This is a genomic window from Thermoactinospora rubra (genome assembly GCF_002093975.1).
Classification (GTDB): domain Bacteria; phylum Actinomycetota; class Actinomycetes; order Streptosporangiales; family Streptosporangiaceae; genus Nonomuraea; species Nonomuraea rubra_A.
In genome coordinates this window covers 94,173-119,853 of the sequence record NZ_KZ084326.1, presented here as the reverse complement: position 1 = coordinate 119,853, position 25,681 = coordinate 94,173, and the positions used below count along the sequence as shown (strand labels likewise).

Genomic DNA, 25,681 nt, shown 5'->3' with positions numbered 1-25,681 from the left:
GGCTGAATTGCGAAAGGCTAACAACTTAGCCGTCCGAACGCTTCCCCAAATGTCTCACTATACGAGATCACAGTGCTGGATGTGGACGGAGGTCGCCTGAGCGCTCGTGCTCACCGACTCCTTGAGTTGTTTCATACCCTCGCCGGCCGGGATCGTTACTTCTTTGCTGCCGACTTCCACATGATTGACATCCAGGGCACGGATCCTGCAGACGGCCGCGCGGTCCTCGGGCTTGGAGACGGTAAAGGTGATCTCCGCCTTCGCCGCGTCCTTGACGGTGAAGGTCACCACCTGGGCGGGCACGCCGGAGTTGCCGGTCGCGGTCCACATGACCCAGCCCCAGCCGCCCGCGACGATCGCCACCAGCACCCCGATGACCAGGTGCACCACCAGCCGCCCGCGCCGCGCCGGCGGCGAGGCGTCGTCGGGGTAGTCGTCGGGCGTGCCGAGGACAGGCCCGTCCCCGACATCTCTGGTGGCCATGGCGGAATCTCCCTGCACTCCCTCGGCGTTATCCGAGACAATTGTCGCCCGCGGGGGTCTCGCCCCTCGCATCGCCCAGTTGAAACTATCCGAGGATCCGAACGTGAGCGCACCCCTGAGGTTGATGGCAGTACACGCCCACCCCGACGACGAGTCCAGCAAGGGTGCGGCGACAATGGCGCGATACGTCGCCGAAGGCGTGCAGGTCCTGGTCTGTACCCTGACCGGGGGTGAGCGCGGCTCCGTGCTCAACCCCAAGATGGACCGCCCCGAGATCGTGGCGAACATCGCGGAGGTGCGGCGCAAAGAGATGGAGCGGGCCCGCGAGATCCTCGGTGTGCAGCAGCGCTTCCTGGGGTTCATCGACTCGGGGTTGCCGGAGAGCGAGGAGGAGGAGCTGCCCGAGGGCTGCTTCGCCCTGCAGCCGCTGGAGAAGGCGGCCGCCCCCCTCGTCGCGGCCGTGCGGGAGTTCCGGCCCCACGTGATCCTCACCTACGACGACGACGGCGGCTACCCGCACCCCGACCACATCATGACCAACCGCGTCTCGGTGGAGGCGTTCGACGCGGCGGGCGACCCCGAGCGCTACCCCGACGCGGGCGAGCCGTGGCAGCCGCTGAAGCTCTACTACCACATGGGCTTCACCAAGGAGCGTTTCGAGGCCCTGCACGAGGCCATGACCGCGCGGGGCATCGGCTCGCCGTACGCCGACTGGATCTCCCGCTGGGAGGACCGGCCGCAGAAGTGGCCGGTGACCACGCGCGTGCCCTGCGCCGACTACTTCGAGACGCGCGACCGGGCGCTGCTGGCCCACGCCACGCAGGTCGACCCCGACGGGTTCTGGTTCGTCTGCCCGCGGGAGCTGCAGCAGGAGGTCTGGCCGACCGAGGACTACCACCTGGCCCGCTCCCTGGTCGACACCGAGCTGCCGGAGGACGACCTGTTCGCGGGCATCCGCGTCGAGGAGGCCTCACCCGCCTGTCACTAGACTGGGAGGGTGAACAACGTAGGCCCGGGCCTGCTCGGCTTCGTCGTCGTCGCGCTCATCGGCGTGGCGCTGTACTTCCTCATCAAGTCGATGAACAAGCAGATGGCGAGGATCGAGGTGCCGCACGAGGCGGACCTCGCCAAGGCGGAGGAAGCCGGCCAGGCCGCCAAGACGGACGCCAAGCCGGAAGCCAAGACCGACACCACGAAGGACGCGGAGAAGGACCAGGGCGCCTCATGACGGTGCAGATCACCGACAACACGGCGGAGAGCCGGTTCGAGGTGTCGGTCGACGGCGCCCTGGCCGGGTTCGCCGACTACCGGCTGCGGGCCGGCACCATCGTGCTCACCCACACCGAGGTGTTCCCCGACTTCGAGGGGCGCGGCCTGGGCTCTCGTCTGGTACGGCACGCGCTCGACGCGGCGCGCGACGCCGAGCTCACGGTGCGCCCGGACTGCCCGTACGTGGCGTCCTACATCCAGCGGCACCCGGAATATCAGGATCTGCTGCTCGAAGCGTCATGACCAGGCGAGGGCGAGCGCCTCGGGCAGGCCCCACCAGCCCAGCGGCGTGAGCGCCCGCGTCTCGTCCACCACGCCCAGGTGGACCCACAGGTCCACGACGGGGCCGAACAGCGACTCCACGCCCTCCAGGTCGATCAGCTCGTCGGCGTCCAGGTCCTCCGACTCGGCGATGAGCTCGGCGATCCGCTCGGGCGAGGCGTCGGCGCCCGGGCCGAGCCTGACCAGCCCCGCCACGACGGCCAGCCAGTCGGCGTGGGTGATCGAGCACAGCGCCGCGAGCGCCCGGTCCTCGTGGCTCAGCTCGGCGTCGAGGTCGGCGAAGCGCTCGATGTCGTCGTCCTCCTCCGGCAGGTCGGAGATCGGCCCCGCCACGCCGGCCGCGACGGCCAGCCACAGCTCCCGGTCGTCGTCGGGAACGGGCTCGTCCTCGTCGAAGCCCGCGCAGGCCCGCAGCACGTTGCCCGGGTACCCCGGCAGGTCCAGCAGCAGGCGCAGCCGCTCGCACGCCTCGCGCAGCGCCGGCTCGGGCAGCTCCGGCCGCCGCGGCAGCCCGTCCAGGACGCGCCGCAGCTCGCCCAGCGCGAACCTCTCCTCGTCCTGCCAGGCGGCGAACAGCTCCTCGTCGACCTCGTGGCCGACGGCCAGCCCCGGCACCCGCCCGTCCGGCAGCGGGCTGGCGAGCCAGCGCTCCTGCAGCCGCTCGTACCGCTCCCGCGCCTCCTGGTCACCCTCGGCGAGCGCGTCGGGGTCGATCTCCCCGGCCTGGAGGCGCTCTTCGAGGTAGTCCACGAGCCTGCCGTACATCTCCTCGGCGACCGGTCCGCGCTCGTCCTCCTCAGGCCACAGGAAGGAGCCGCCGGTCAGCAGGACGGGTTCGGTGCCCGTCGACTCCAGCCAGCGCTGCACGTCGCCCACCGTCGCCGCGCCCGCCTCGATCGAGCTCAGCGTGGTCCTCGCCGACGTCCAGAAGGGCGCCGACAGCGGGTTGCCCATGGCTGCCAGCTGCCGCCGCAGGTCGGGCAGCGCGACCAGGGCCACGCCGGACGGCACTGCCAGCAGGGCGCGCGCCACGTCCCGGCGGGTCAGGCACTCGGCCGGGCGGCCGGCGTGGGAGCAGACGAACTCGACATCCACTCTCGGTAACCTACGCCTTCGCGGGCCCGCCGACACCTGCCGTGGACGCGCCTAGAGTGGGTATGTGAACCGGCTCGCCAACGCCACCTCGCCCTACCTGCTCCAGCACGCCGACAACCCGGTCGACTGGTACGAATGGGGACAGGAGGCGTTCGACGCGGCCAAACGCCGGGACGTGCCCCTCCTGATCAGCGTCGGCTACTCGGCGTGCCACTGGTGCTCCGACATTCCTGCGAGTGTTCGGCAGTCCGTCGTACTCTGAGACACGAGGAAAGGCGGTGTCCATGAGCGTCCAGCCCGTCCATACAGATCAGGCAAGAGTGCCGAGGACGATCGGCGGCATAGCCGACGCGCTGCGTGGTGCCCGCCGTGCCCAGTTCTTCGCCGAAGTCCTCGGAGCCCAGCAGGGTCCGGAGTTGGACGGTGTCCTGAATGCCTGGTGGGGCCGCGCGATGCTCGACGCCGATCCCGAGCGTGACAGGGTCCGCGCCGCCGCGGAGAAGGGCACTCTGCCTACCACCACGATGGATGAGATCGCCCGCCGACGACAGGAGCGCGTAAGCCAGTGAACGGAGATGGCGACGACCTGTGGCCAGTCGTTCCCTCCGAGATCGTGGCAGAGACCCTCGCCGATCCAGCGGTCTCGGCCGAGGTCTTCTCGACCGTGGTCGCCCTTACGGTCGCCATCTGCGAGGACCCATGGCTCCCGGGTAGCGAGCAGGTAGGCGCCGATCCTGACTGGCGCGAGATCCTCATTCCGAAGGGGTATGGCATCGCCGAATACAGGGTGAGCCGTAAAGATCACCAGGTGATACTGACCCGAATTATCCTGTTCTGACAGGATGGGTATGTGAACCGGCTCGCCAACGCCACCTCGCCCTACCTGCTCCAGCACGCCGACAACCCGGTCGACTGGTACGAATGGGGACAGGAGGCGTTCGACGCGGCCAAACGCCGGGACGTGCCCCTCCTGATCAGCGTCGGCTATTCGGCATGTCACTGGTGTCACGTCATGGCCCACGAGTCCTTCGAGGATCCCGACACCGCGGCGCTGATGAACTCCTACTTCGTCAACGTCAAGGTCGACCGCGAGGAACGGCCCGACGTCGACGCCGTCTACATGAACGCCACCCAGGCGATGACCCAGCACGGCGGCTGGCCGATGACCGTGTTCGCCACGCCCGAGGGACACCCGTTCTACTGCGGCACCTACTTCCCGCGCGAGCAGTTCCAGCGCCTGCTGCTCGCCGTCCACAACACGTGGACGAGCGACCGGGCGAACGTCCTGCGCCAGGGCGCCAAGGTCGTCGAGGCGCTCACCCGGCACGGCGCCTTCCCCAAGGGGCCGCTGCCGACCGCCGAGACGCTGGCGCTGGCCGTGGACAACCTGCGCCAGAGCTTCGACCCCGCCAACGGCGGCTTCGGCGAGGCGCCGAAGTTCCCGCCGTCGATGGTGCTGGAGTTCCTGCTGCGGTACGGCGAGCGCGAGATGGCCGGGCTGACCCTGGAGCGGATGGCGCGCGGCGGCATCTACGACCAGCTGGGCGGCGGCTTCGCCCGCTACAGCGTGGACGGCTCGTGGGTGGTGCCGCACTTCGAGAAGATGCTGTACGACAACGCGCTGCTGCTGCGCGTGTACACGCACTGGTGGAAGGCCACGGGCTCGCCGCTGGGGCGGCGCGTGGCGCTGGAGACGGCCGACTGGCTGCTGCGCGAGATGCGCACCCCGGAGGGCGGCTTCGCCTCCGCGCTCGACGCCGACAGCGAGGGCGAGGAGGGCAGGTTCTACGTCTGGACTCCCGGCCGGCTGGCAGAGGTGCTGGGCGAGGACGACGGGGCGTGGGCGGCGGAGGTCTTCGAGGTGACGGGCACCTTCGAGCACGGCACCTCGGTGCTCCAGCTGCTGTCCGACCCCGGCGACGCCGACCGGTTCCAGCGGGTGCGGCGGGCCCTGTTCGAGGCGCGCGAGCGGCGGGTACGGCCCGGCCGCGACGACAAGGTGGTCGCCGCCTGGAACGGCCTGGCCATCGCCGCGCTCGCGGAGGCCGGGGCGGTGTTCGAACGGCCCGCCCTGGTGGAGGCGGCCTCCTCGGCGGCGCGGCTGCTGGCCGAGGCCCACGTCGACGGCGGGCGGCTGCTGCGCACGTCGCGGGACGGGCGCGCGGGGAGCAACGCGGGCGTGCTGGAGGACTACGCGGACCTGGCCGAGGGGCTCGTCGCCCTGTACGGGGTGACGGGCGAGAGCCGGTGGTTCACGCTGGCCGGGACCCTGCTGGAGACGGTCCTGACGCGCTTCGCGGACGGGTCGGGCGGCTTCTACGACACGGCCGACGACGCCGAGCGGCTGTTCCAGCGGCCGCAGGACCCCACGGACAACGCCACGCCGTCCGGGCAGTTCGCGGCGGCGGGGGCGCTGCTGTCGTACGCGGCGCTGACGGGCTCCTCACGGCACCGGGAGGCGGCGGAGGCGGCGCTGGGCACGGTGTCGGTGCTGGCCCGGGGGCACGCGCGGTTCGCCGGGTGGGGGCTGGCGGTCGCGCAGGCGGCGCTGGCGGGGCCGGTGGAGGTGGCCGTGGTGGGGCCGCCGGACGACCCGCGCACGCGCGCGCTCCACAGGGCCGCCCTGCTGGCGGACACGCCCCTGGTCGTCGCCCTCGGGGACGGGTCGGGGAACGGCGAGGTGCCGCTGCTGGAGGGCCGTGGACTGGTCGACGGCGCTCCGGCGGCGTACGTGTGCCGCAACTTCGCGTGCCGCCTGCCGGTGACCTCCCCCGAGGCCCTGCGCGCCGAACTGTCCCACCCCTGACGCACCGCCCCGCCGTACCACCCCTCTCCCCTTGGTCCTCAACCCCGTACGGCGGGGCGTGGAAAGGCGGCGGGAGGGGGATACGGCGAGGGGAAGCCCGTCACCGGGTCGGCTCCGGAGAGTCGGCCTCGGTCGAGGGCGGCTCGGTGGGGCGGACGACCTCCTGCGACTGCTCCGGCTCGCCCGTGGTCTCCGGCTGCTCCGTCGGCGGCGTGATGGGCGTCGTCTCCGTGACCTCCGGCAGCCCCTCCTCGGGCCCGAAGTCCTCGGCGAAGTCCTCCCAGTCCTGGGGCTCCTCCTCCTGCCGCGGCTCCTCCTCCACCGGGTCGTAGTCGTAGCTGTACCCGTAGTCCGACGGCTCCGGGAACTCGACGACCGGCTCGCCCTCCATAGCCTCGGTCATGAACGCCCGCCAGATCTGCGCCGGCAGCTGCCCGCCGTACTGCGCGCTCCCCCCGACGACCACCGTCTCGTTGTCGTCGCGGAACAGGTTCACCGCCGTGGACAGCTGCGGCGTGTACCCCACGAACCACGCCGCCGCTGACCCGTCCGTGGTCCCTGTCTTGCCCGCCACCGGCCGGTCCCACAGCCGCGCCGCGGTGCCCGTGCCGCCCCTGACGACCTGCTGCAAGGCGTACGTGGTGTCCGCGGCCGCCTGCTTCGACACCACCGTGGTGCTCACCGGCGCTACGACGTTCTTCCTCCCGTCGGCCCCGGTGACCGACTTGACCACGTGCGCCTCGACGTGGACGCCGCCGTTGGCGAAGGCCCCGAAGCCGGAGGCGTTCTGCACCGCGCTGACCGACGCCACGCCGAGCGGGAGCGTGGCCGCCTTGGCGTGCGGCTCCAGCTGCCCGGCCGGGATGCCCGCGGCCTCGGCGACCTTGACGACCTTGTCCAGCCCCACCTGCCGGCCGAGATCGACGAAGGCGGTGTTGACCGAGTGCTGCATGGCGGTGACGAGGTCGACGTGCCCGTAGGAGACGCCGCCGGAGTTCTTGATCGGCTTGCTGGCCACCCGCATGGGCGAGTTGCCGTCGGCCCGCGAGGACAGCTCGAAGCCGTCGTCCAGCGCCGCGGCCAGCGTGTACGCCTTGAACGTGGACCCGGCCTGCACCTTGGCCGAGAAGGCGTTGTCGTACTGGCTGACCTTCTCGCGCCCGCCGTAGAAGGCGACGACCTCGCCGGTGGCCGGGTCGACGGCGGCCAGCCCGGCGCGGACCTGCTTGGGCGTGTCCTCGGGCAGCACCGCCTTCACGGCCCGCTCGGCGGCGGCCATCAGCGACTTGTCGAACGTCGTGACGATCTTCAGTCCGCCGCCGTTGATGGCCTCGTCGGAGTAGCCGCGCCGGTTGAGCTCGGCGCGCACCTGGTCGACCATGTACTGCGCCTGGCCCTTGAGCCCGAAGGGCTTCTTGGGCTTGGCGAGCGCCGGGAAGGCCTGCCGGGCCGCCTCCTCGGGGCTGAGCGCCCCAATCTGCACCATGGCGTCGACGACCGACTTCCACCGATCCCGCGCCGCCTGCAGCCCGGCGCCCCGCGGGTCGGCGAAGCGGCTGGGCTGCTGGATGACGGCGGCCAGGTAGGCGCCCTCGGCGACGGTCAGCTCGCCGACGTCCTTGCCGAAGTACGCCTGCGCGGCCGCCTGGACGCCGTTGGCGCCGCGGCCGAAGTAGATCGTGTTGAGGTACTGCTCCAGCACCCAGTCCTTGGACTTGGACTGGTCGACCTTCAACGCGATCAAGATCTCCTTGATCTTCCTGACGACCGAGCGCTCCTGGCTCAGGCCGCTGTAGTAGTTGCGGACCATCTGCTGGGTGATGGTGGAGCCGCCCTGGAGCTGGTGCCCGGTGAGCGTGGACCACAGAGCGCGGGCGGTGCCCCGGACGGACACGCCGCTGTCGGAGTAGAAGGAGCGGTTCTCGGCGGCGATCACGGCGGCGCGCACGTGTCCCGGCACGGCCGACAGCGGGACGTTCTTGCGGTTGACGCCCTGCCTGGCCAGGACCGTCTTGCCGTCGCGGTAGTAGATCACCGAGCCCTGGGCGGTGGCCTCCTTCTTGGAGCTGTCCGGGATCGGCGTCATCGCCCACGCCATCGCGAACAGGCCGATCGCGGCGATCAGCCCGGCGCCCGCGATGATGAGTGACCAACGGACAACCCGCCGTTTTGGCAGCCGCACGCGCAACCCCCCGATCGCTGTGTGTCAGGCGAAGGCCAAGGATAAACGACAGGTAACGATGCTTTAGGTCACGCCGCGCTGGGGCCCGCTCCCGCCGCGTCGCGCGTCCCCCTGGCGGTGCCGCGGCACGTCCGCGACCAGAGGCAGCACCCGGTACGGCACGGGCGTGTCCAGCGCGATGGTGGAGGAGGTGCGCACCACGCCCTTGACCTCGACGATCTGGTCGATGACCCGCTGCAGGTCGGCGTTGGAGCGGGCCACGACCCGGCACAGCAGGTCGGCGCCGCCGGTGATGGTGTGCACCTCCAGCACCTCGGGGATGCGGGCCAGGCCCTCGGTCACCGGGTCGTGCCCGGCGATCTGCCTGATCTCCAGCGTGACGAAGGCGGTCACGGCGTAGCCGAGCGCCGCGGGGGACACGTCCGGCCCGAACCCCATGATCACACCGCGCGCGATCATGCGGTCCAGGCGCGCCTGGACGGTGCCCCGCGCGACGCCGAGGCGGCGGGAGCACTCCAGCACGCCCAGCCGGGGCTCCTTCTTCAGCAGGGCGATGAGGTCGGCGTCGAGCTGGTCAATAGTCACGGCGTTTCCCGGGCCATCCAAGGGTTAACTGGACAATTTGTCCACTGTTTCAGGCAACTCTTGCACAACTCGCCCATCGAAATCGAGAGTTGGAGGTATGAGCGACAAGTTTCCGGTGAACGGCATGGATGCCGTGGTGTTCGCGGTGGGCAACGCCAAGCAGGCCGCCCACTACTACTCGACCGCCTTCGGCATGAGGCTGGTCGCCTACCGGGGGCCGGAAAACGGCAGCCGCGACGAGGTGGCCTACGTCCTGACCTCGGGCAGCGCCCGCTTCGAGCTGCGCTCGTCGATCCGCCCCCGCACGGACCTGGCACGCCACGTGGCCGAGCACGGCGACGGCGTGATCGACCTGGCCCTGGACGTCCCGGACGTGGAGGCCGCCTACGAGCACGCGATCGCCCAGGGGGCGCGCGGGCTGGTGGCGCCGCACACGCTCGAGGACGACAACGGCAAGGTGGTGCTCGCGGCCATCGCCACCTACGGCGAGACCCGGCACACGCTGGTGGACAGGTCCAACTACTCCGGCGTCTACCTGCCCGGCTACGAGCCGGCCGAGCCGCTGGTCGCCCCGCCGGACGTCAAGAACGGCCGGCTGTTCCAGGCCATCGACCACTGCGTGGGCAACGTCGAGCTCGGCAAGATGGACGAGTGGGTGGAGTTCTACAAGCGCGTCATGGGCTTCACCAACATGGCGGAGTTCATCGGCGACGACATCGCCACCGAGTACTCCGCGCTGATGTCCAAGGTCGTGGCGGACGGCACGCGCAAGGTCAAGTTCCCGCTCAACGAGCCGGCGATCAGCAAGAAGAAGTCGCAGATCGACGAGTACCTGGAGTTCTACGGCGGCCCGGGCGTGCAGCACATCGCGCTGGCCACCAACGACATCCTCGCCACCGTCGACTACATGCGGAAGGCCGGCGTGCAGTTCCTCGACACGCCCGACGCCTACTACGACGACCCCGAGCTGCGGGCGCGCATCGGCACGGTCAGGGTGCCGATCGAGGAGCTCAAGAAGCGCCGCATCCTGGTGGACCGCGACGAGGACGGCTACCTGCTGCAGATCTTCACCAAGCCGGTGCAGGACCGGCCGACCGTGTTCTTCGAGCTCATCGAGCGGCACGGCTCGCTGGGCTTCGGCAAGGGCAACTTCAAGGCGCTGTTCGAGGCGATCGAGCGCGAGCAGGCCCGCCGGGGCAACCTGTAGTGAACCTGTAGCGAACAGGGCGACCCGCGGACCTCGCCGTCCGCGGGTCGCCGTTTCGGCCGAAACCGCTGGTGACGTGGCGTAGTCTTCTGGTTCCATGAGGTCATGCCTGCTGGTCATCGTGGTCCTGAGCTTGGTGGCGGGCTGCTCCCCCACCAACGGGGACGGCAGCCTGCCCCCGCGCCGCACCTCCTCCGCCGTGGCGACCGGCGCGCCGGGCATCGGCGACGAGGACTTCCCGCTCGACGGCAACGGCGGCTACGACGTGCGGCGCTACCGGCTCAAACTCGCCTACGACCCCAAGCGCAGACACCTGGACGGCACGGCGACCGTCGAGGCCACCGCCGGGCAGTCGCTGGCGCGCTTCAACCTCGACCTGTCCGGGCTGACCGTCCGGTCCGCCGAGGTCGACGGCAGGCGGGCGGCCTTCACGCGCGACGGCGACGAGCTGACCCTGATCCCGCAGGCGCCCGTCGCCAAGGGCGCCCGGTTCACCGCCACGGTGTCCTACTCCGGCCAGCCACAGCGCGTGAAGGACGGCGCCAACCTGGGCACCTACGGCTTCCTGGCCACCCCCGACGGCGCCTACGTCGTCTGCCAGCCCAACGGCGCCAAGACCTGGTTCCCCGCCAACGACCACCCCGCCGACAAGGCCAGGTTCGACTTCGAGATCACCGTGCCCAAGGGGCTGACCGCCCTGGCCAACGGGGAGATGACCAAGCCGCCCGCGACCTCCGGCGGCAGGACCACCTTCACCTGGAGCGAGCGGCACCCCATGGCCACCTACCTGGCGACGATGACGCTCGGCAGGTTCGAGGTGCGCCAGGGCAAGACCGCCCGCGGGGTGCCGCTGCTGGCGGCCGTCGACCCGCGCTTCCGCGGCTCCCTCGACAAGGTCTACACGCTCTCCGGCCAGATCACCGACTACTGGAGCGGCCTGTTCGGCGAGTATCCCTTCGGCTCCACCGGCGGCGTGGTCGACGACTACGCCGCGGGCTACGCGCTGGAAACGCAGACCAAGCCGATGTACGGCGGCTTCGACCCCGACGAGTCGATCATGTCGCACGAGCTGGCGCACCAGTGGTTCGGCAACAGCCTGACCATCAAGCGCTGGCGCGACCTGTGGCTGAACGAAGGCTTCGCCACCTACGCCGAGTGGCTGTGGGCCGAGCACCGCGGCCGTGCCAGCGCGGAGTCGACCTTCCGCTCCTACCTGTCCCGGCCGGCCTCCGACGCGATCTGGTCCTACCCGCCCGGCCGGGCCAAGCCCGACGACCTGTTCCACGAGTCGGTGTACATCAGGGGCGCGATGACGCTCCACGCGCTGCGCCGTGCCGTGGGCGACCAGGTGTTCTTCAAGCTGCTGAAGGCATGGGCGAGCGAGCACCGCTACGGGCACGTCACCACGCAGCAGTTCATCGCCCGCGCCGAGCGGGCGGCGGGCAAGGACCTCGACGCGCTCTTCGACACCTGGCTGTTCACCGCCGGGCGGCCGAAGGCCCCGTGAGGCCGGCAGGTCAGGAGGAGAACACCAGCACCGAGGCGGTGAAGCCGTGCACGTGGTTCACGCCGCCCACGGGGCCGACCTCCCCGGCCGCGAAGAAGCCCGCGACGCCCACCGGCCCGAGGGCCGCCCGCACGGCCGCCGCGTCGTGGTCGGGCGTGCCGAACATCGCCGAGCCGCGCCCGTTGCAGGAGAACAGCAGCGCGCCGTCCACCCGGCCCAGCTCGCGGACGTGGGATTCCAGCAGGTGGTGCAGGTCCTCGTCGGCGGTGCGCGCGTCGCGCACCTGGAAGCGGACGGTCCTGCCGATCTCGACCACGTCACCGATGGCCACCGCCTCGCGCTCGGGGTCGATGCCGAGCACGCCGCGGATGAGGAAGTCGCCGCGCTCGTGGCGTTCGGCGTACTCGTCCATCGCCACGCCGATCTGCAGCCCGGAGGCCACCAGCTCGCGGTCCTCCTCGTCCAGGTCGCTGACGATGTCCTCCAGGCGGGCCAGCGCGGGCTGCCCGGCCAGCTCCAGCAGCAGGTTGTCCTCGGCCATGGTCACCGCCATCGACGGGCCGATGGGCCGGCAGCCCTGGCTGACCACGGTGCTGACGTTCACCGCACCGCTGATCATCACCCCGATGGCGCCCTCGGTGTGGACGACGCCGTCGGCGAACAGCCGGACGGACCCGCGCCCGCGCAGCCCGTTGGCCAGCCCGCCGATCAGCGGCAGGTCGCCCAGCACCTCGGCCGACCGCTCGACGAAGGCGTCGGCGGGGAAGCTGTAGGGGTCGGCCAGCAGGATGGCCACGCGGTCGTCCGGGCGGCGTTCGGGCAGCCCGACGACCACGAACCGGTCCTCGGCGGCCAGCGTCTCCAGGGCGAAGGTGGTGAGCCCCGCGTCCAGCGTGGCGGCCCACGCGCTGACGGACGGGGTGAGCTCGACGCCTCGGCCGCCGCCGATCACCCCCGTGGCGCTGCAGCCGATCACGTGGGCGCCCTCGGCCATGTCCATGGCGCGCAGCCCCGCGCGGGTGACGTCGTCGGGGTCCTCGCCGCAGACGAAGAAGCAGATCAGATCAGCCGGCCCGCTGAGCCGTGACGTGGCCTGGCGTACCGCGGACTCCGCCGCGATCACCAGATCCGTACCCACGGCCAAGCCGTCGGCGAAGCGGCTCGTCAACACTGACACACTGCCTATCTCCCCATAACGGGGAGAAGCACTCGCATGAAATCGTCAAGATCCGAATTCACCGAGCGATGCGAACTCCGGCGCGGCAACGTAGTCTCGGTTTCGTGCAGCAGCCACGTACCCTCCGCGAATTGCGCGAAAGCGGCCACCGTCACCGCACCGTCAAGGCGGAGATCCGCGAGAACCTCCTGGCCAGGCTTCGCGCGGGCGAGCCTCGATTCCCCGGCATCGTGGGCTTCGACGACTCGGTCCTGCCCCACCTGGAGCGCGCGCTGCTGGCCGGGCACGACGTGGTCCTGCTCGGCGAGCGCGGCCAGGGCAAGACCCGGCTCATCCGCACCGTCGCCGGCCTGCTGGACGAGTGGACGCCGGTGGTCGAGGGCTGCGAGATCAACGATCACCCGTACACGCCGGTCTGCGTGCGCTGCCGGCGGATGGCGGCCGAGCTGGGCGAGGAGCTGCCCGTCGCCTGGAAGCACCGGGAGGACCGCTACGGCGAGAAGCTGGCCACGCCCGACACCTCGGTCGGCGACCTGATCGGTGACGTCGACCCCATCAAGATCGCCGAGGGGCGCACGCTGGGCGACCCGGAGACCGTCCACTACGGGCTGGTCCCGCGCACCAACCGCGGCGTCTTCTCGGTCAACGAGCTGCCCGACCTGGCCGAGCGCATCCAGGTGTCGCTGCTGAACGTGCTGGAGGAGCGCGACATCCAGGTCCGCGGCTACAACCTGCGCCTGCCGCTCGACATCCTGCTGATCGCCAGCGCCAACCCCGAGGACTACACCAACCGCGGCCGGATCATCACCCCGCTCAAGGACCGCTTCGGCGCGGAGATCCGCACCCACTACCCGCGCACGATCGAGGACGAGCTCACGCTGATCCGCCAGGAGTCCCACGCCGACATCGGCGCGGACGTGCCCGAGCACCTGCTGGAGGTGATCGCGCGCTTCACCCGCCTGGTGCGCGAGTCCACGGCCGTCGACGCGCGCTCGGGGGTGTCGGCCCGCTTCTCCATCGCCGCCACCGAGACCGCCGCGGCCTCCGCCGTACGGCGTGCCGCGCTGACCGGCGAGGAGCGGCCCGTGACCCGGGTGTGCGACCTGCCGTCGGTGGTCCCCAGCCTGCGCGGCAAGGTGGAGTTCGAGGTCAGCGAGGAGGGCAGGGAGCTGGAGGTGCTGGCCCACCTGCTGCGGCGGGCCGTCGCCGAGACGTTCAGGAGCCGGCTGGGCGGCATGGACCTGTCGCCGCTCACCGACAAGTTCGCCGACGGCAACCAGGTGGAGTCCGGCGACCTCGTGCCGGGCGCCGAGCTGCTGCGCCGCATGGGGCCGGTCCCCGGCCTGGCGAAGATCATGTCGCGGCTGGGCATCGAGGAGGAGTCCCCCGGCCACGCCGCCGCCGCGCTGGAGTTCGCCCTCGAAGGGCTCTACCTGATGCGCCGGTTGTCCAAGGACGACGTCGACGGGGTGAACGTTTACCGTACGTGAACATTCGGGTGGGCTCGCGCGTCCTACAGTGTGATCGCGCGTGACCGCACACTACGGGGAGCCCACCATGCGCCTGTTCTTCTCCGCCTGCCTCGCCGCGTTGTTCCTGGTGGCGGCGCCGGCCCAGGCAACCGGCCGCCAGACGGCGTACGGCTACGCCTGGGCCGACGGCGCGGGCAGGCTGCGCATCACTCCGGTGTCGGCGTCCCTGACCGAGCGCGACGGGATCCCCTTCCACAGCCTCGAGGCCATCCCGGGCGCCCGGGAGCTGAAGCTGGCCTACGGCGGGGCCGACTTCCGGCGGCTCACCGCCGAGTGCGACCTCAAGGAGACCGAGGGCAGGCTCGCCGTGGACCGCAAGGGCCTGGGCAAGACCCGGTGCACGCCGAAGGACCTAGCCCGGCGCCTGGCCTTCGGGCCCGCGCCGGTGCGCGTCGTCCACGACGGAACCAAGGCGGTGCAGGTCAGGGAGTTCCTGCCGGCCAAGTACTACACGCGCACCCTGCGCGGCACCATCCGGCGCGTCGACGGCGACACCATCGCCGTCAAGGGCGTCGAGCTGACCCACACCTGGCGGCTGACCTTCAACCGCGTCACGGCCACGTGCGGCGCGGGCTGGCTGACCGGCAAGCCGGTCAACGCCGACGACGACGGCCTGGGCACGAAGGGCTGCACGTCCGAGGACTTCGCCAGGGTGCTGCGGCAGGTCGAGCACCCGGTGCTGGCGGTCGTCACGTACAACCCGTTCAGCCGGGAGCTGCTGAGCGTCTGGGAGGTCTTCGGCGACGCTTGAGGGCCCATGGGCCGCTCGGCCGACCCCGGCCCGCGCCCGGGTTGCCCGATGTAGCGTGGTTTCATGGCCTATCGCTATGGCGAGTACCACGACGGCCCCGATCCCCTAGCCCCGCCGTACGACGTACGCGCCGCGCTGGACGAGATGGGCGACGCCATCCTGTCCGGGTCGACGCCCGTACACGCGCTACGCGACCTGCTCAAGCGTGGCCTTCCCGGGCGTCCCGACCACCGCGGCCTGGACGACATGCTCCGCGAGGTACGGCGGCGCCGCCGGGAGCTGCGCGAGCGCGGCAGGCTCGACGGCACGCTCGAACGGGCCCGTGCGCTGCTCGACAAGGCCATCGGCCAGGAGCGGGCCGAGCTGTTCCCCGACCCCTCCGACGACGCCCGGATGCGCGAGGCCGAGCTCGACTCCCTGCCCGAGGACACCGCGAGCGCGATCCAGCAGCTCAGCGACTACGAGTGGCGTTCGGCGGCCGCGCGGCAGACGTTCGAGGAGCTGCGTGCCCTGCTGCGGCAGGAGGTGCTCGACAGCCAGTTCCAGGGCATGCGCCAGGCGCTGGCCAACCCCGACCCGGCCGCGATGGAGCGCATCCGGCGGATGATGTCGGACCTCAACGACATGCTGGAGAAGGACGCCAGGGGCGAGCACACCCAGGAAGACTTCGACCGGTTCATGGACGAGTACGGCGACCTGTTCCCCGAGCGGCCCCGCAACCTCGAACAGCTCGTCGACGCCCTCGCCCGCCGCGCCGCCGCCACGCAGCGGATGCTCGCCTCCCTCACCCCGCGCCAGCGCGAGGAGCTGGCCAACCTCATCAACCAGACGCTCGAGCAGGCCGGCCTGGCCGAGCAGATGCGCCGGCTGGGCGAGCAGCTCTACGCCCGCCGTCCCGACCTGGCCTGGAACACTCCCGAGCGGATCACGGGCGAGGAGCCCATGGGCATGGCCGACGCGGTCACCGCGCTGGCGGAGCTGGCCGACCTCACGCAGCTGGAGGCGGCCCTGCGCCAGGACTACCCCGGGGCCAGGCTCGACGACATCGACGAGGCGGCGATCCGCCGGGCCCTCGGGCGCTCCGCGGTGGACGACCTGGAGGCGCTCAAGCGCGTCGAGCGCGAGCTGGAGGAGCAGGGCTACCTGGTGCGCCGCCGCGGCAAGCTGGAGCTCACGCCCAAGGCGGTGCGCCGGCTGGGCGAGACGGCGCTGCGCCGGGTGTTCACGTCGCTGGAGGCCGGACGGCGGGGCGACCACGACCAGCACGACGCGGGCTCGGCCGGGGAGCTCACCGGCAGCTCGCGCCCGTGGCGCTTCGGCGACGAGCAGCCGATCGACGTCGTGCGTACCCTGGTCAACGGCATACGCAACGGTGGCGGCCGCAGCGGATCGGTGCGGCTGTCGGTGGAGGACTTCGAGGTCGCCGAGACCGAGCGGCGCAGCGCGGCGGCGGTGTGCCTGCTGGTCGACCTGTCGTACTCGATGGCGCTGCGCGGCACCTGGGCGGCGGCCAAGGAGACCGCGCTGGCGTTGCAGACGCTGGTCGCGTCGAAGTTCCCGCAGGACGCGGTGCAGATCGTGGGCTTCTCCAACTACGCCCGCGTGCTGCAGCCGGATGAGCTGGCGGGGCTCGACTGGGACATGGTGCAGGGGACGAACCTGCACCACGCGCTGCTGATCGCGGGACGCCACCTGGACCGGCATCCCGACTTCGAGCCGGTCGTGCTGGTGGTGACCGACGGGGAGCCGACGGCGCACCTCATGCGCAACGGCCAGCCGGCCTTCGAGTGGCCGCCCTCGCGCGAGACGCTGGAGCTCACGCTCGCCGAGGTGGACAAGATGACCAGGCGCCGGGCGACCATCAACGTGTTCATGCTGGCGGCGGACGAGCGGCTGAGGGAGTTCGTGGACGAGGTCGCGCGGCGCAACGGCGGGCGCGTCTTCTCGCCCAGCGCGGAGCGCCTGGGCGAGTACGTCGTCAGCGACTTCCTGCGGCAGCGCCGCACGCGCCGGTGACCGCCCCGCACGCCGGGCCGCGCACCGGGCCGCACGCGGACTGGGGCGAGGTCTCCCCGCGCTGGGCGGGCGTCCGCAGCCTCCACACCGAGGTGCACGGCACGCCCGTCCACTACCTGGAGGCCGGCTCCGGGCTCCCGCACCTGCTCGTCCACCCCATGGCCGGCAGCGCGACCATGTGGCTGGACGCCGTGCCGCCGCTGAGCAGGCTCGGGCGGGTCATCGTTCCCGACCTGCCCGGCACCGTGTTCGGGCACACCGCGTGCCCGCACCCGCGGGCCGCCAAGGCCGAGCCGTCGGCGCGCTTCCTGCGCGCCTTCGCCTCGCGGCTCGGGCTGGAGAAGGCGGTGGTCCACGGCTGGTCGATGGGCGGGCTGGTGGCGGTGCTGTTCGCCGCGTCGGCGCCCTCGCACGTCGAGCGGCTCGTCCTCGCGGCGCCCGCGTTACCGGGTCCGCTGCCGGAGGGCGAGGAGCGGTTCTGGCGCACGTGGGGCCGCCTGGCGCTGGCCGTGGGCGCCCCGCTGACGCGGGCGGCGCTGGCTCTGGCGGGGCGGCGGCTGCTCGACGCCAAGCTGCGGATGTACACCGACCCGGAGGTCCTGTCGCGGAGCGAGCTGCTCGGCGGCGACATGTCCCGCGTCTCGCCGCAGACGCGGGCTTTGCTGGCCGAACAGCTGCGTACCGCCCGGCCGGAACGGCTCGGCGCCGCCGTCACGGCCTTCGCCTCCACCATGACGGCACTGTTCGTGGACCGGCACACGGTCCACGAGGCGATCGCCCGGATCGGCGCTCCGGCGCTGCTGCTGTGGGGCGGTCAGGACGGGCTCGTCGCCGAGGGCACGATCGACGACCTCGCCGCGCGCCGGCCCGACTGGGAGCACCGGGTCTTCGAGACGGCCGGTCACCTGCTCCCCCAGGAGCTGCCCGACGCCTACGCCGAGGCGGTCGGCGGCTGGATCGGCCGGTCGTGACCGGCGCTCAGGCGCCGACGGGCTGCGCGTAGTAGTCGAGCGCGACGTCGAACCCGTCGCGGCAGTTGCGGTAGGACCGGTAGCACGGACGCCAGGCCGAGCTCGCGCCGACTCCCGCGCGGGCGTCGGCCAGCGCGGCGGGAACCCTTTCCGGCCGGGGCAGCAGCCCGCCCCCGAGATAACGAATGGATGTCAATTCCGTGTGGCGCGCCGGGTCGCCGGAGACGAACCGGCCGAGCCGCCAGCCGCTCTCCTCGTCCCACACCAGGGCGTGGCCGTCGCCCAGCAGGACGGTGCACTCGCGCGGATCGCACGGCCCCTCCCACCACTGGCTCGCGCCCAGCTCGGCGACGACCTGGCGGACATAGAAGACCGGGTGGCGCAGCCACTCGTCGGAATACGGATCCACATGCCTGATGGCCACGATGGCACCCCTTTGTGCCCTAGCGGTAAGGATTTCGGCGGCAATACACCATACCCGGGCTGAACTAATTCCGTTGCCGGCTCGTCTAGTCATTACGGACGATATTCCGGAGCTCGTCTGGGAAGGAGGAGCAAATGATCGCGATGATCCTCCTGATCGTCTTCATGGTGATCGCGGTGGCGGCCTTCGAGACGATCATGCGCTGCTCCTTCACCGGCGAGCAGGAGCCGGTGGACGTCCAGCGCGTGGAATAGCAGGGTGTCGGGTCTCCCGGGGGGATCCCGGGAGACTACTCTCAGCGGCATGTCGTCCGTGCTTCTCTGGCTTCACATCGGCTTCGCGATCTTCACCATCGGGCCGCTGACCGCGTTGGCGCATGGCGCGCCCCGCGCCATCCGCACCAAGAACCTGCCGGTCCTGCAGTTCCTCCAGCGCATGACCAGGGTGTATGCCATCGGCTCGCTCGGCGTGTTCGCCTTCGGCCTGTGGCTCGGCCTGACGATCCAGCCGGAGCCGGGCCAGGCCCCGGTGCTCGGCCGGTGGTACATGACGGCGTCGATGACGCTGTTCATCGTGGCCGCCGCCCTGCTGGTGATCGTGGACCGCGACCTCCGCGGCGCCGTACGGGTGCTGAGCAGCGAGAGCCCCGAGGACGACGCGAAGGTGCAGAAGGGCCGGATCGCCGCGCTCGGCGGCATCGTGACGCTGATCTGGCTGGTGATCCTCTTCCTGATGATCGTGCCGTCGTAGCCTAGCCGAGCGCCTGGGTGAGGTCGGCCAGCAGGTCGTCGACGGTCTCGATGCCCACGGACAGGCGCACCAGGTCGCCGGGCACCTCCAGCGGCGAGCCCGCCGCCGAGGCGTGCGTCATGCGCCCCGGGTGCTCGATCAGCGACTCGACCCCGCCCAGCGACTCCCCGAGCGTGAACAGCTTGGCGCGGTTGCAGACCTCGACCGCCTCCGCCTCACCTCCGGCCACCCGGAAGGACACCATGCCGCCGAAGCGCCGCATCTGCTTGGCGGCCACCTCGTGGCCGGGGTGGTCGGGCAGCCCCGGGTAGAGCACCTCGGTCACGCGCGGGTGCGCGGTCAGCAGGTCGACGACCCGCTCGGCGTTGTCGCAGTGGCGCTCCATCCGCACCGCGAGCGTCTTGAGGCCGCGGAGCGTGAGCCATGCGTCGAACGGCCCGGCCACGCCGCCCATGGCGTTCTGGTGGTAGGCGAGCCGCTCGCCGATCTCCGCCGAGGCGGTGACCAGCGCCCCGCCCACCACGTCGGAGTGCCCGCCGACGTACTTGGTGGTGGAGTGCACGACGATGTCCGCGCCGAGCGCCAGGGGCTGCTGGAGGTACGGCGAGGCGAAGGTGTTGTCGACGACGAGCAGCGCGCCGCAGTCGTGGGCCAGCTCGGCCAGGGCGGCGATGTCGGCGATGCCGAGCAGCGGATTGGTCGGGGTCTCCACCCAGATCAGCCGCGTCTTCTGGGTGACGGCGCCCGCGACGGCGGCCAGGTCGCCCAGCGGCACCGGGTCGTAGTGCAGGTCCCAGCGCTCGTGGACCTTGGCGAACAGCCGGTAGGTGCCGCCGTAGGCGTCGTTGGGGATCACCACGTGGTCCTGCGGCTTGCACAGGGCGCGCAGCACGGTGTCCTCGGCGGCCAGCCCGGAGGCGAAGGCCAGCCCGCGGGCGCCCCCCTCCACGGCGGCGAGGGCCTCCTCCAGCGCGGTCCGCGTCGGGTTGGCCGAGCGGCTGTATTCGTAGCCGGAGCGCAGCCCGCCCACGCCGTCCTGCTTGTAGGTGGACGTGGCGTAGATGGGCGGCACGACCGCGCCGGTCAGCGGGTCGGGCTCCTGCCCCGCGTGGATCGCGAGGGTTTCGAATCCGTTGCTCATCGAAAGCTCCTTATGTCATGGCTCGCGGTCCTCCTCCCCCTCCTCGCGGAGGAGAACGGACAGGCCAGACAGCCACGCTATCCCAAGCACGCGCGAGGCCCGGCGCACCGCCTCCCCAGGGCGACGCGCCGGGCCTCCGGCATCCGCGCTTGTCCAGGTGCGCGATCGCGGCGGCCGCCCCCGTCAGGCCGCCGTCGCCTCCCGGTCCGCCGCGGCACGCCGCGGGAGCCGTACCACCTCGGCCTCCGCCCGCGGCGCGTGGACGTGCCGCCCGCTGGCGCCCTCGGCCGGTTCCCCGTTGATCCGCGAGAGCAGCACCGGGTCGGCCAGCGCGAGCAGCACCCCGACGACGAGCCCGGCGGCCAGGAGCGCGAATCCGATGACGAGCATGTCCCTCATCCCCTTCCGTGTGCCTCCAGCCTCCCGCCGCGGCCCCGCCCGCCGCCTCCGCTGAAGGGCGGGTTCGCGGGCCGGCGGCTCGGCCGAACGGTCGATCCGGCCGGTCAGACTTCCGGCCTAGGCTCTGGTGCCGTGGGGGACTCCAAGCGACTCGAACGCCGGCTCGTCTACTGGGTCCGGCGGCTCAGCGAGCTGGCGCTCATCGGCTGGCTCGCGTTCATGCTGCTGATCGACCTGCTCATGGCCGTCTCGCTGGACGGCCTGCAGGTGCTGGTCCCCCTGTGCGGCGTCGCGGGCGGGGTGGCGGTGATCCTGCGCCGCCGCTTCCTGGTCAAGGGCTACCTCGTCACGCTGGCGATGTCCCTGGCGACCTCGCTGCTCATGGCGGCCTCGAACTTCCCCGGCACCCCCGGCACCGCCGAGAGCGGCGCGCTGCTCGTGCTGACCATCAGCGTGCTGCGCCACGTCAGGCCGATGCGGCGGGCCGTCGCCCTGTCGGCGGCCGCCCTGGCGGTCCTCATGGCCGAGGGCGTGGCCCGCGACTACACCAACAACGCCGCTCTGGTGTTCGCGTTCATCCTGTTCGCCGGCTGGTCGACGGCCGAGGGGCTGGGCCTGTACCTGCGCATCCAGCAGGACCGGCGGGACGAGGCGCTGGTGTCGGTACGGCGGGCCGAACGGCTGGAGCTGGCCAGGGAACTGCACGACCTGGTCGCCCACCACATCACCGGCATCGTGGTCCAGGCCCAGGCGGCCAAGACGGTGGCCGAGACGAAGCCCGAGGCGGTCGTCCCCGCCCTCGACGCGATCGCCAACGCCGGGGCCGACGCCCTCACCTCGATGCGCCGCCTGGTGAGCGTCCTGCGAGCCGGCGAGGAGGGGGCGCGCACGCCCGGCACCACGCTGGCCGACCTGCGCGTGCTCACCGAGCGGTTCGCGGCCGGCGGGCCCACGGTGGCCTTCGAGATCGGGCAGGGCATCGGCGACCACACGATGCCGCCCGAGGTGCTGACGACCGTCCACAGGGTCCTGCAGGAGGCGCTGACGAACGTCCGCAAGCACGCCCCCGAGGCCGGCTGGGTGGAGGCCTCGCTGCGACTGTGGGAGGGCGGTGTACGGCTGCGCGTGCGCAACTACGGCTCGGCCGCCGACCCCCGCATCAAGCGGCTGGGCGGCGGCTTCGGCCTGGTCGGGATGGCCGAGCGCGTGGAGGCGCTCGGCGGGCGGCTGTGGGCCGGTCCCACGCCCGAGGGGGCGTGGGAGGTCGTCGCCGATTTTCCCTGCTGATTTGTCGCGCCTGCGGCGCGACGGCTCAGGGCGCCCTCAAGGCCCGCTCCTCGGTCCAGAGCGGGCCGCGCCCTTCGCTAGTGCTGTGACCGGAAACGATCACCGGGTTGGCGTGTAGGTCGCTCCTGCCAGTTGGATGGTGCTGATCACGTTCGATCACTCCTGGGAGGCACGGTGACGCAACCGGTCAAGGTCCGCAGGCTCACGGACCCGGAAGGGCAGAAGCTGCAGCGGATCGTGCGGCGCGGTACGACCAGCACGATCCGCTATCGGCGGGCGATGATCGTCCTGGCCTCAGCAGGCGGCAACACCGTCCCGGTGATCGCCCGCCTGGTGCAGGCCGATGAGGACACCGTGCGCGAGGTGATCCACCGCTTCAACGAGATCGGGCTGGCCTGCCTGGACCCTCAGTGGGCGGGAGGCCGTCCCCGCCTGCTCAGCCCTGACGACGAAGACTTCGTCGCGCAGACGGCCGCCACACGACCTGCCACGCTCGGCCAGCCCTTTACCTGCTGGTCCATCCGCAAACTCCTCGCCTACCTGCGCCGCCTGCCCGGCCGCGCCATCACGATCGGCCGGGAGTCCTTACGCACCCTGCTGCACCGCCGCGGGATCACCTTCCAGCGCACCAAGACCTGGAAAGAGTCCCCGGACCTGGACTTCGAGGTCAAGCTGGACCAGATCGAGGACGCCCTGACGCAGCGACCTGAGCGGACCTTCGCCTTCGACGAGTTCGGCCCCCTCGGGATCCGCCCCACCGCCGGAGCGGGCTGGGCACCAGCGGGCAAGCCGGACCGGCTGCCCGCCACCTACCGCCGCACCCATGGCGTGACCTACTTCCACGGCTGTTACTCCGTTGGTGACGACCTGTTGTGGGGCGTCAACCGCCGGCGCAAGGGGATCGACCACACCTGGGCTGCGCTGAAGTCGATCCGCGCCGCCCGCCCGGACGGCGCCCCGATCTACGTCATCCTGGACAACCTGTCGGCCCACAAGAACGGGCGCATCCGCACCTGGGCCAGGAAACACAAGGTCAGCCTGCTGTTCACTCCCACGTACGCGTCCTGGGCCAACCCGATCGAGGCGCACTTCGGGCCGCTACGCCGGTTCACTCTGGCCAACTCCGACCACCCCAACCACACCGTCCAGACCCGCGCACTGCACGCCTACCTGCGCTGGCGCAACGCTCATGCCCGCCACCCCGACGTGCTGGCCGCCCAACGCCGCGAACGCGCCCGCATCCGCAGCGAGAAAGGCATCCGCTGGGGCGGTCGGCCACTGGCAACCGCAGCCTGAACCGTCACTCAACCCGGTGAACCTTTCCGGTCACCGCACTAGCGGCCGGCGAGGAAGGCCAGCAGGTCCTGGCGGGTGATCAGCCCCTTGGGCTTGCCGTCGACGAGCACCACCGCCGCGTCGGCCTTCTCCAGCGCCTCGACCGCGCGCGCCACCTGCTCGCCCGCGCCGATCATGGGCAGCGGCTGGGACATGTGGTCGGCGATCAGGTCGTCGGACGACAGCCGGCCGTGGAACAGCCCGTCGAGCAGGTCCCGCTCGACGACCGCGCCGACGACCTCGGCGGCCATGACCGGCGGCTCCTCCTTCATGACCGGCAGCTGGGACACGGAGTACTCCCGCATGATGGAGATCGCCGTGCCGACCGTCTCGTGCGGGTGCACGTGGACGAACTCCGGCAGGCCGGAGGACTTGCGCGCCAGCACGTCGCCCACCAGGCCCTCCTCCGAGGAGGTAGTGAGGAAGCCGTAGTCGGCCATCCACTCGTCGTTGAAGATCTTCGACAGGTAGCCGCGCCCGCCGTCGGGCAGCAGCACGACCACCACGTCGTCGGGCCCGGCCTTGGCGGCGACCTTGAGCGCGGCGACCACGGCCATCCCGCAGGAGCCGCCGACCAGCAGGGCCTCCTCCCTGGCCAGCCGCCTGGTCATGGTGAAGGAGTCCTTGTCGGACACCGCGATGATCTCGTCGCAGATCGTGGTGTCGTAGGTGGCCGGCCAGATGTCCTCGCCGACGCCCTCCACCAGGTACGGCCGGCCGCTGCCGCCGGAGTACACCGAGCCCTCCGGGTCCGCGCCGATGATCTTCACGCGCCCGCCGGAGACCTCCTTGAGGTAGCGGCCGGTGCCGCTGATCGTGCCGCCGGTGCCGATGCCGGCCACGAAGTGGGTGACGCGCCCCTCGGTCTGCTCCCAGATCTCCGGGCCCGTCGTCTCGTAGTGGGAGCGCGGGTTGTTGGGGTTGGAGTACTGGTCGGGCTTCCACGCATTGGGGATCTCCCTGGCCAGCCGGTCGGAGACCGAGTAGTAGGAGTCGGGGTGGTCGGGCGAGACCGCGGTCGGGCAGACGACGACCTCGGCGCCGTAGGCGCGCAGGACCGACACCTTGTCCTGGGCCACCTTGTCGGGCACCACGAACACGCAGCGGTACCCCTTCTGCTGGGCCACGATGGCCAGGCCCACGCCGGTGTTGCCGGAGGTGGGCTCGACGATCACTCCGCCGGGGCGCAGCGCGCCCGACTTCTCGGCCTCCTCGATCATCCGCAGCGCGATGCGGTCCTTCACGGACCCGCCGGGGTTGAAGTATTCGACCTTGGCGAGCACCTGCGCGGGCACGCCGGCGGAGACTTTGTGCAACCGGACGAGCGGGGTGTCGCCCATGAGCTCGACCAGGGAATCGTAAACGCGCACCGAGGTGTTCACCTTCTTTGCCGCTTGATCATGACCGGGCTCCCCGGGGGTAGGGGGAGCTCGGCTAGCTTTCCAGTCAAACGCTACCGTCGGCGGCGGACGAGGGGGGTCATGCGAGAGGTGATCTGGACTCCGGGAGTGGCGCGGGCCGCGCGGAGGATCGCGGCGGCGGCGGCGTTGGGGGGCGGGGGACTGACCGCTCTGGGTGTCACGGCCTACGGCCTGCTGATCGCCGAGGGCCTGCTGGCGCGGCGGGTGATCGGCCAGCCGCACGGGATGGACGGCCCGGCGGCCGACGGCGTCTACGGGGATTTCCCCGGCGAGCCGATCACCATGGTCATGCTCGGCGACTCCACGTCGGTGGGGCTGGGCGTGACCGACCCGGCCCAGACCCCCGGGGTGCTGCTGGCGCAGGGCCTGGCCGTCGTGGCCGAGCGTCCGGTACGGCTCTGCGTCGTGGGCAAGTCGGGCGCCACGTCGGCCGAGCTGCGCCCCCAGGTCGACAGGGCGCTGCGGGAGCGGCCCGACGTGGCCGTCATCTTCGTGGGCGCCAACGACGTCACCACCCAGACTCCCCCGGCGGTCGCCGTACGGCATCTGGCCAAGGCGGTGCGGCGGCTGCGCGAGGCGGGCGCCGAGGTGGTCGTGGGCACCTGCCCGGATCTGGGCACCATCCGGCCGATCGCGCAGCCGCTCCGGTGGGTGGCGCGCCGCTGGAGCCGCCAGCTGGCCGCCGCGCAGACCGTCGCGGTGGTCGAAGCCGGGGGACGAACCGTGGCGTTCGCCGACATTCTGGGCCCCGAATTCGACGCAAATCCGGGGGAAATGTTCGGACCTGATCAATACCACCCATCTAGCCAAGGTTACGCTCAGGCGGCTTACGCGGTGCTACCTTCTGTGTGCGCTGCGTTGGGGTTGTGGCCGAAACCTCGACCCGAACGTGGCGAAGGACCACAGCCGATTTACCTTGCGGCGGCGACCGCCGCGGAGACGTCAGGCGCCGAGGTCACCGCCACCCGGGTCGAAGGGCGCGCCACAGGCCCCTACGGCAGATGGGTGACGCTGCTTCGACGTCGCCTCTGACGGTCCGCGCCGGAGCCGTCACTACTCAT

Annotated in this window: 25 protein-coding genes and 1 pseudogene; 17 read left to right on the top strand and 9 right to left on the bottom strand. The window is 71.4% G+C overall.

Translation table 11 applies throughout. From position 1 onward, the window contains the following. Window positions 1-57 precede the first annotated feature (57 nt). Complete coding sequence (locus tag BSB02_RS04835) at window positions 58-483, bottom strand: DUF4307 domain-containing protein (RefSeq protein ID WP_084957203.1); 426 nt, start codon at window positions 481-483, stop codon at window positions 58-60. 103 nt (window positions 484-586) lie between these two features. On the opposite strand from BSB02_RS04835, the gene mca reads away from it, so the two are divergent. From mca to BSB02_RS04820, 3 genes are read left to right on the top strand one after another with little or no spacing between them, the layout of a single operon-like run. Further along, window positions 587-1,471: a mycothiol conjugate amidase Mca gene (mca, locus tag BSB02_RS04830; protein WP_084957202.1), complete on the top strand. Its 885-nt coding sequence runs from the start codon at window positions 587-589 to the stop codon at window positions 1,469-1,471. 9 nt (window positions 1,472-1,480) lie between these two features. Beyond that, window positions 1,481-1,711, top strand: coding sequence for a hypothetical protein (locus tag BSB02_RS04825; RefSeq protein WP_084957200.1), 231 nt, complete (start codon window positions 1,481-1,483; stop codon window positions 1,709-1,711). Next, window positions 1,708-1,995: a GNAT family N-acetyltransferase gene (locus BSB02_RS04820; protein WP_084957198.1), complete on the top strand. Its 288-nt coding sequence runs from the start codon at window positions 1,708-1,710 to the stop codon at window positions 1,993-1,995. Before BSB02_RS04825 ends, BSB02_RS04820 begins: the two co-directional genes overlap by 4 nt. Here BSB02_RS04820 and BSB02_RS04815 read toward each other — a convergent pair. Continuing rightward, window positions 1,990-3,129 carry a hypothetical protein gene (locus BSB02_RS04815; protein ID WP_084957196.1) on the bottom strand — a complete coding sequence of 380 codons (1,140 nt, stop codon included), beginning with the start codon at window positions 3,127-3,129 and terminating at the stop codon, window positions 1,990-1,992. The two genes, BSB02_RS04820 and BSB02_RS04815, sit on opposite strands and share 6 nt — an antisense overlap. Before the next feature lie 64 nt (window positions 3,130-3,193). Here BSB02_RS04815 and BSB02_RS04810 point away from each other — a divergent pair. The 4 genes and pseudogenes from BSB02_RS04810 to BSB02_RS04795 all read left to right on the top strand — a co-directional run. Continuing rightward, a pseudogene (locus BSB02_RS04810) lies at window positions 3,194-3,349 on the top strand (DUF255 domain-containing protein); the annotation flags it as partial. A gap of 64 nt (window positions 3,350-3,413) precedes the next feature. Next, complete coding sequence (locus BSB02_RS04805) at window positions 3,414-3,698, top strand: hypothetical protein (RefSeq protein WP_084957591.1); 285 nt, start codon at window positions 3,414-3,416, stop codon at window positions 3,696-3,698. Window positions 3,699-3,742: 44 nt separating this feature from the next. Further along, window positions 3,743-3,967 (top strand): hypothetical protein, encoded by a 225-nt coding sequence (locus tag BSB02_RS04800; RefSeq protein ID WP_206184509.1) that lies wholly within the window; start codon window positions 3,743-3,745, stop codon window positions 3,965-3,967. A 12-nt stretch (window positions 3,968-3,979) separates the two neighbouring features. Further along, entirely contained in the window at window positions 3,980-5,935 is a 1,956-nt protein-coding gene (locus BSB02_RS04795; RefSeq protein WP_084957191.1) for a thioredoxin domain-containing protein, read from the top strand. Window positions 5,936-6,035: 100 nt separating this feature from the next. Here the strand turns inward: BSB02_RS04795 and BSB02_RS04790 are convergent, their stop codons facing one another. Next, a complete protein-coding gene (locus tag BSB02_RS04790) occupies window positions 6,036-8,117 on the bottom strand; it encodes a transglycosylase domain-containing protein (RefSeq protein WP_240506184.1) in 2,082 nt (693 codons plus the stop codon). A 63-nt stretch (window positions 8,118-8,180) separates the two neighbouring features. After that, window positions 8,181-8,702, bottom strand: a complete 522-nt coding sequence (locus BSB02_RS04785; RefSeq protein ID WP_084957189.1) for an Lrp/AsnC family transcriptional regulator — start codon at window positions 8,700-8,702, stop codon at window positions 8,181-8,183. A 97-nt stretch (window positions 8,703-8,799) separates the two neighbouring features. Between BSB02_RS04785 and hppD the strand changes: the two genes are divergently transcribed. Together hppD and BSB02_RS04775 are read left to right on the top strand one after the other, a co-directional pair. After that, window positions 8,800-9,909 (top strand): 4-hydroxyphenylpyruvate dioxygenase, encoded by a 1,110-nt coding sequence (gene hppD / locus BSB02_RS04780; protein ID WP_084957187.1) that lies wholly within the window; start codon window positions 8,800-8,802, stop codon window positions 9,907-9,909. Between the two features lie 97 nt (window positions 9,910-10,006). Further along, window positions 10,007-11,416: a M1 family metallopeptidase gene (locus BSB02_RS04775; protein ID WP_084957185.1), complete on the top strand. Its 1,410-nt coding sequence runs from the start codon at window positions 10,007-10,009 to the stop codon at window positions 11,414-11,416. 10 nt (window positions 11,417-11,426) lie between these two features. Here the strand turns inward: BSB02_RS04775 and BSB02_RS04770 are convergent, their stop codons facing one another. Further along, entirely contained in the window at window positions 11,427-12,593 is a 1,167-nt protein-coding gene (locus tag BSB02_RS04770; RefSeq protein ID WP_240506183.1) for an FIST signal transduction protein, read from the bottom strand. Between the two features lie 104 nt (window positions 12,594-12,697). Here BSB02_RS04770 and BSB02_RS04765 point away from each other — a divergent pair, with 104 nt between their 5' ends. From BSB02_RS04765 to BSB02_RS04750, 4 genes are all read left to right on the top strand, one after another. Then, window positions 12,698-14,083, top strand: coding sequence for a sigma 54-interacting transcriptional regulator (locus BSB02_RS04765; RefSeq protein WP_420855829.1), 1,386 nt, complete (start codon window positions 12,698-12,700; stop codon window positions 14,081-14,083). 40 nt (window positions 14,084-14,123) lie between these two features. Further along, entirely contained in the window at window positions 14,124-14,876 is a 753-nt protein-coding gene (locus tag BSB02_RS04760) for a hypothetical protein (protein ID WP_143590238.1), read from the top strand. Window positions 14,877-14,939: 63 nt separating this feature from the next. Then, window positions 14,940-16,892: a vWA domain-containing protein gene (locus tag BSB02_RS04755; RefSeq protein WP_084957178.1), complete on the top strand. Its 1,953-nt coding sequence runs from the start codon at window positions 14,940-14,942 to the stop codon at window positions 16,890-16,892. Continuing rightward, the gene (locus BSB02_RS04750) at window positions 16,889-17,863 is read left to right on the top strand and encodes an alpha/beta fold hydrolase (protein WP_084957176.1); all 975 of its coding nucleotides are present in this window, start codon (window positions 16,889-16,891) and stop codon (window positions 17,861-17,863) included. Before BSB02_RS04755 ends, BSB02_RS04750 begins: the two co-directional genes overlap by 4 nt. Window positions 17,864-17,870: 7 nt before the next feature. On the opposite strand, the gene BSB02_RS04745 is transcribed toward BSB02_RS04750, so the two are convergent. Beyond that, window positions 17,871-18,287: a DUF6292 family protein gene (locus BSB02_RS04745; protein ID WP_084957174.1), complete on the bottom strand. Its 417-nt coding sequence runs from the start codon at window positions 18,285-18,287 to the stop codon at window positions 17,871-17,873. A 303-nt stretch (window positions 18,288-18,590) separates the two neighbouring features. Between BSB02_RS04745 and BSB02_RS04740 the strand changes: the two genes are divergently transcribed. Then, window positions 18,591-19,037 carry a hypothetical protein gene (locus BSB02_RS04740; protein WP_084957172.1) on the top strand — a complete coding sequence of 149 codons (447 nt, stop codon included), beginning with the start codon at window positions 18,591-18,593 and terminating at the stop codon, window positions 19,035-19,037. Window position 19,038: 1 nt separating this feature from the next. Here BSB02_RS04740 and BSB02_RS04735 read toward each other — a convergent pair whose 3' ends face one another. Together BSB02_RS04735 and BSB02_RS04730 are read right to left on the bottom strand one after the other, a co-directional pair. After that, window positions 19,039-20,178, bottom strand: coding sequence for a cystathionine gamma-synthase (locus BSB02_RS04735; protein WP_084957170.1), 1,140 nt, complete (start codon window positions 20,176-20,178; stop codon window positions 19,039-19,041). 183 nt (window positions 20,179-20,361) lie between these two features. Further along, the gene (locus BSB02_RS04730; RefSeq protein ID WP_084957168.1) at window positions 20,362-20,568 is read right to left on the bottom strand and encodes a hypothetical protein; all 207 of its coding nucleotides are present in this window, start codon (window positions 20,566-20,568) and stop codon (window positions 20,362-20,364) included. Window positions 20,569-20,709: 141 nt separating this feature from the next. Between BSB02_RS04730 and BSB02_RS04725 the strand changes: the two genes are divergently transcribed. Next, window positions 20,710-21,864, top strand: a complete 1,155-nt coding sequence (locus BSB02_RS04725; protein WP_084957167.1) for a sensor histidine kinase — start codon at window positions 20,710-20,712, stop codon at window positions 21,862-21,864. Between the two features lie 174 nt (window positions 21,865-22,038). Beyond that, the gene (locus tag BSB02_RS04720; protein ID WP_084957165.1) at window positions 22,039-23,160 is read left to right on the top strand and encodes an IS630 family transposase; all 1,122 of its coding nucleotides are present in this window, start codon (window positions 22,039-22,041) and stop codon (window positions 23,158-23,160) included. A 38-nt stretch (window positions 23,161-23,198) separates the two neighbouring features. Here the strand turns inward: BSB02_RS04720 and BSB02_RS04715 are convergent, their stop codons facing one another. Next, entirely contained in the window at window positions 23,199-24,569 is a 1,371-nt protein-coding gene (locus tag BSB02_RS04715) for a cystathionine beta-synthase (protein ID WP_084957587.1), read from the bottom strand. A gap of 111 nt (window positions 24,570-24,680) precedes the next feature. Here BSB02_RS04715 and BSB02_RS04710 point away from each other — a divergent pair, with 111 nt between their 5' ends. Next, entirely contained in the window at window positions 24,681-25,652 is a 972-nt protein-coding gene (locus BSB02_RS04710; RefSeq protein WP_084957163.1) for an SGNH/GDSL hydrolase family protein, read from the top strand. The last annotated feature ends 29 nt before the right edge of the window (window positions 25,653-25,681 follow it).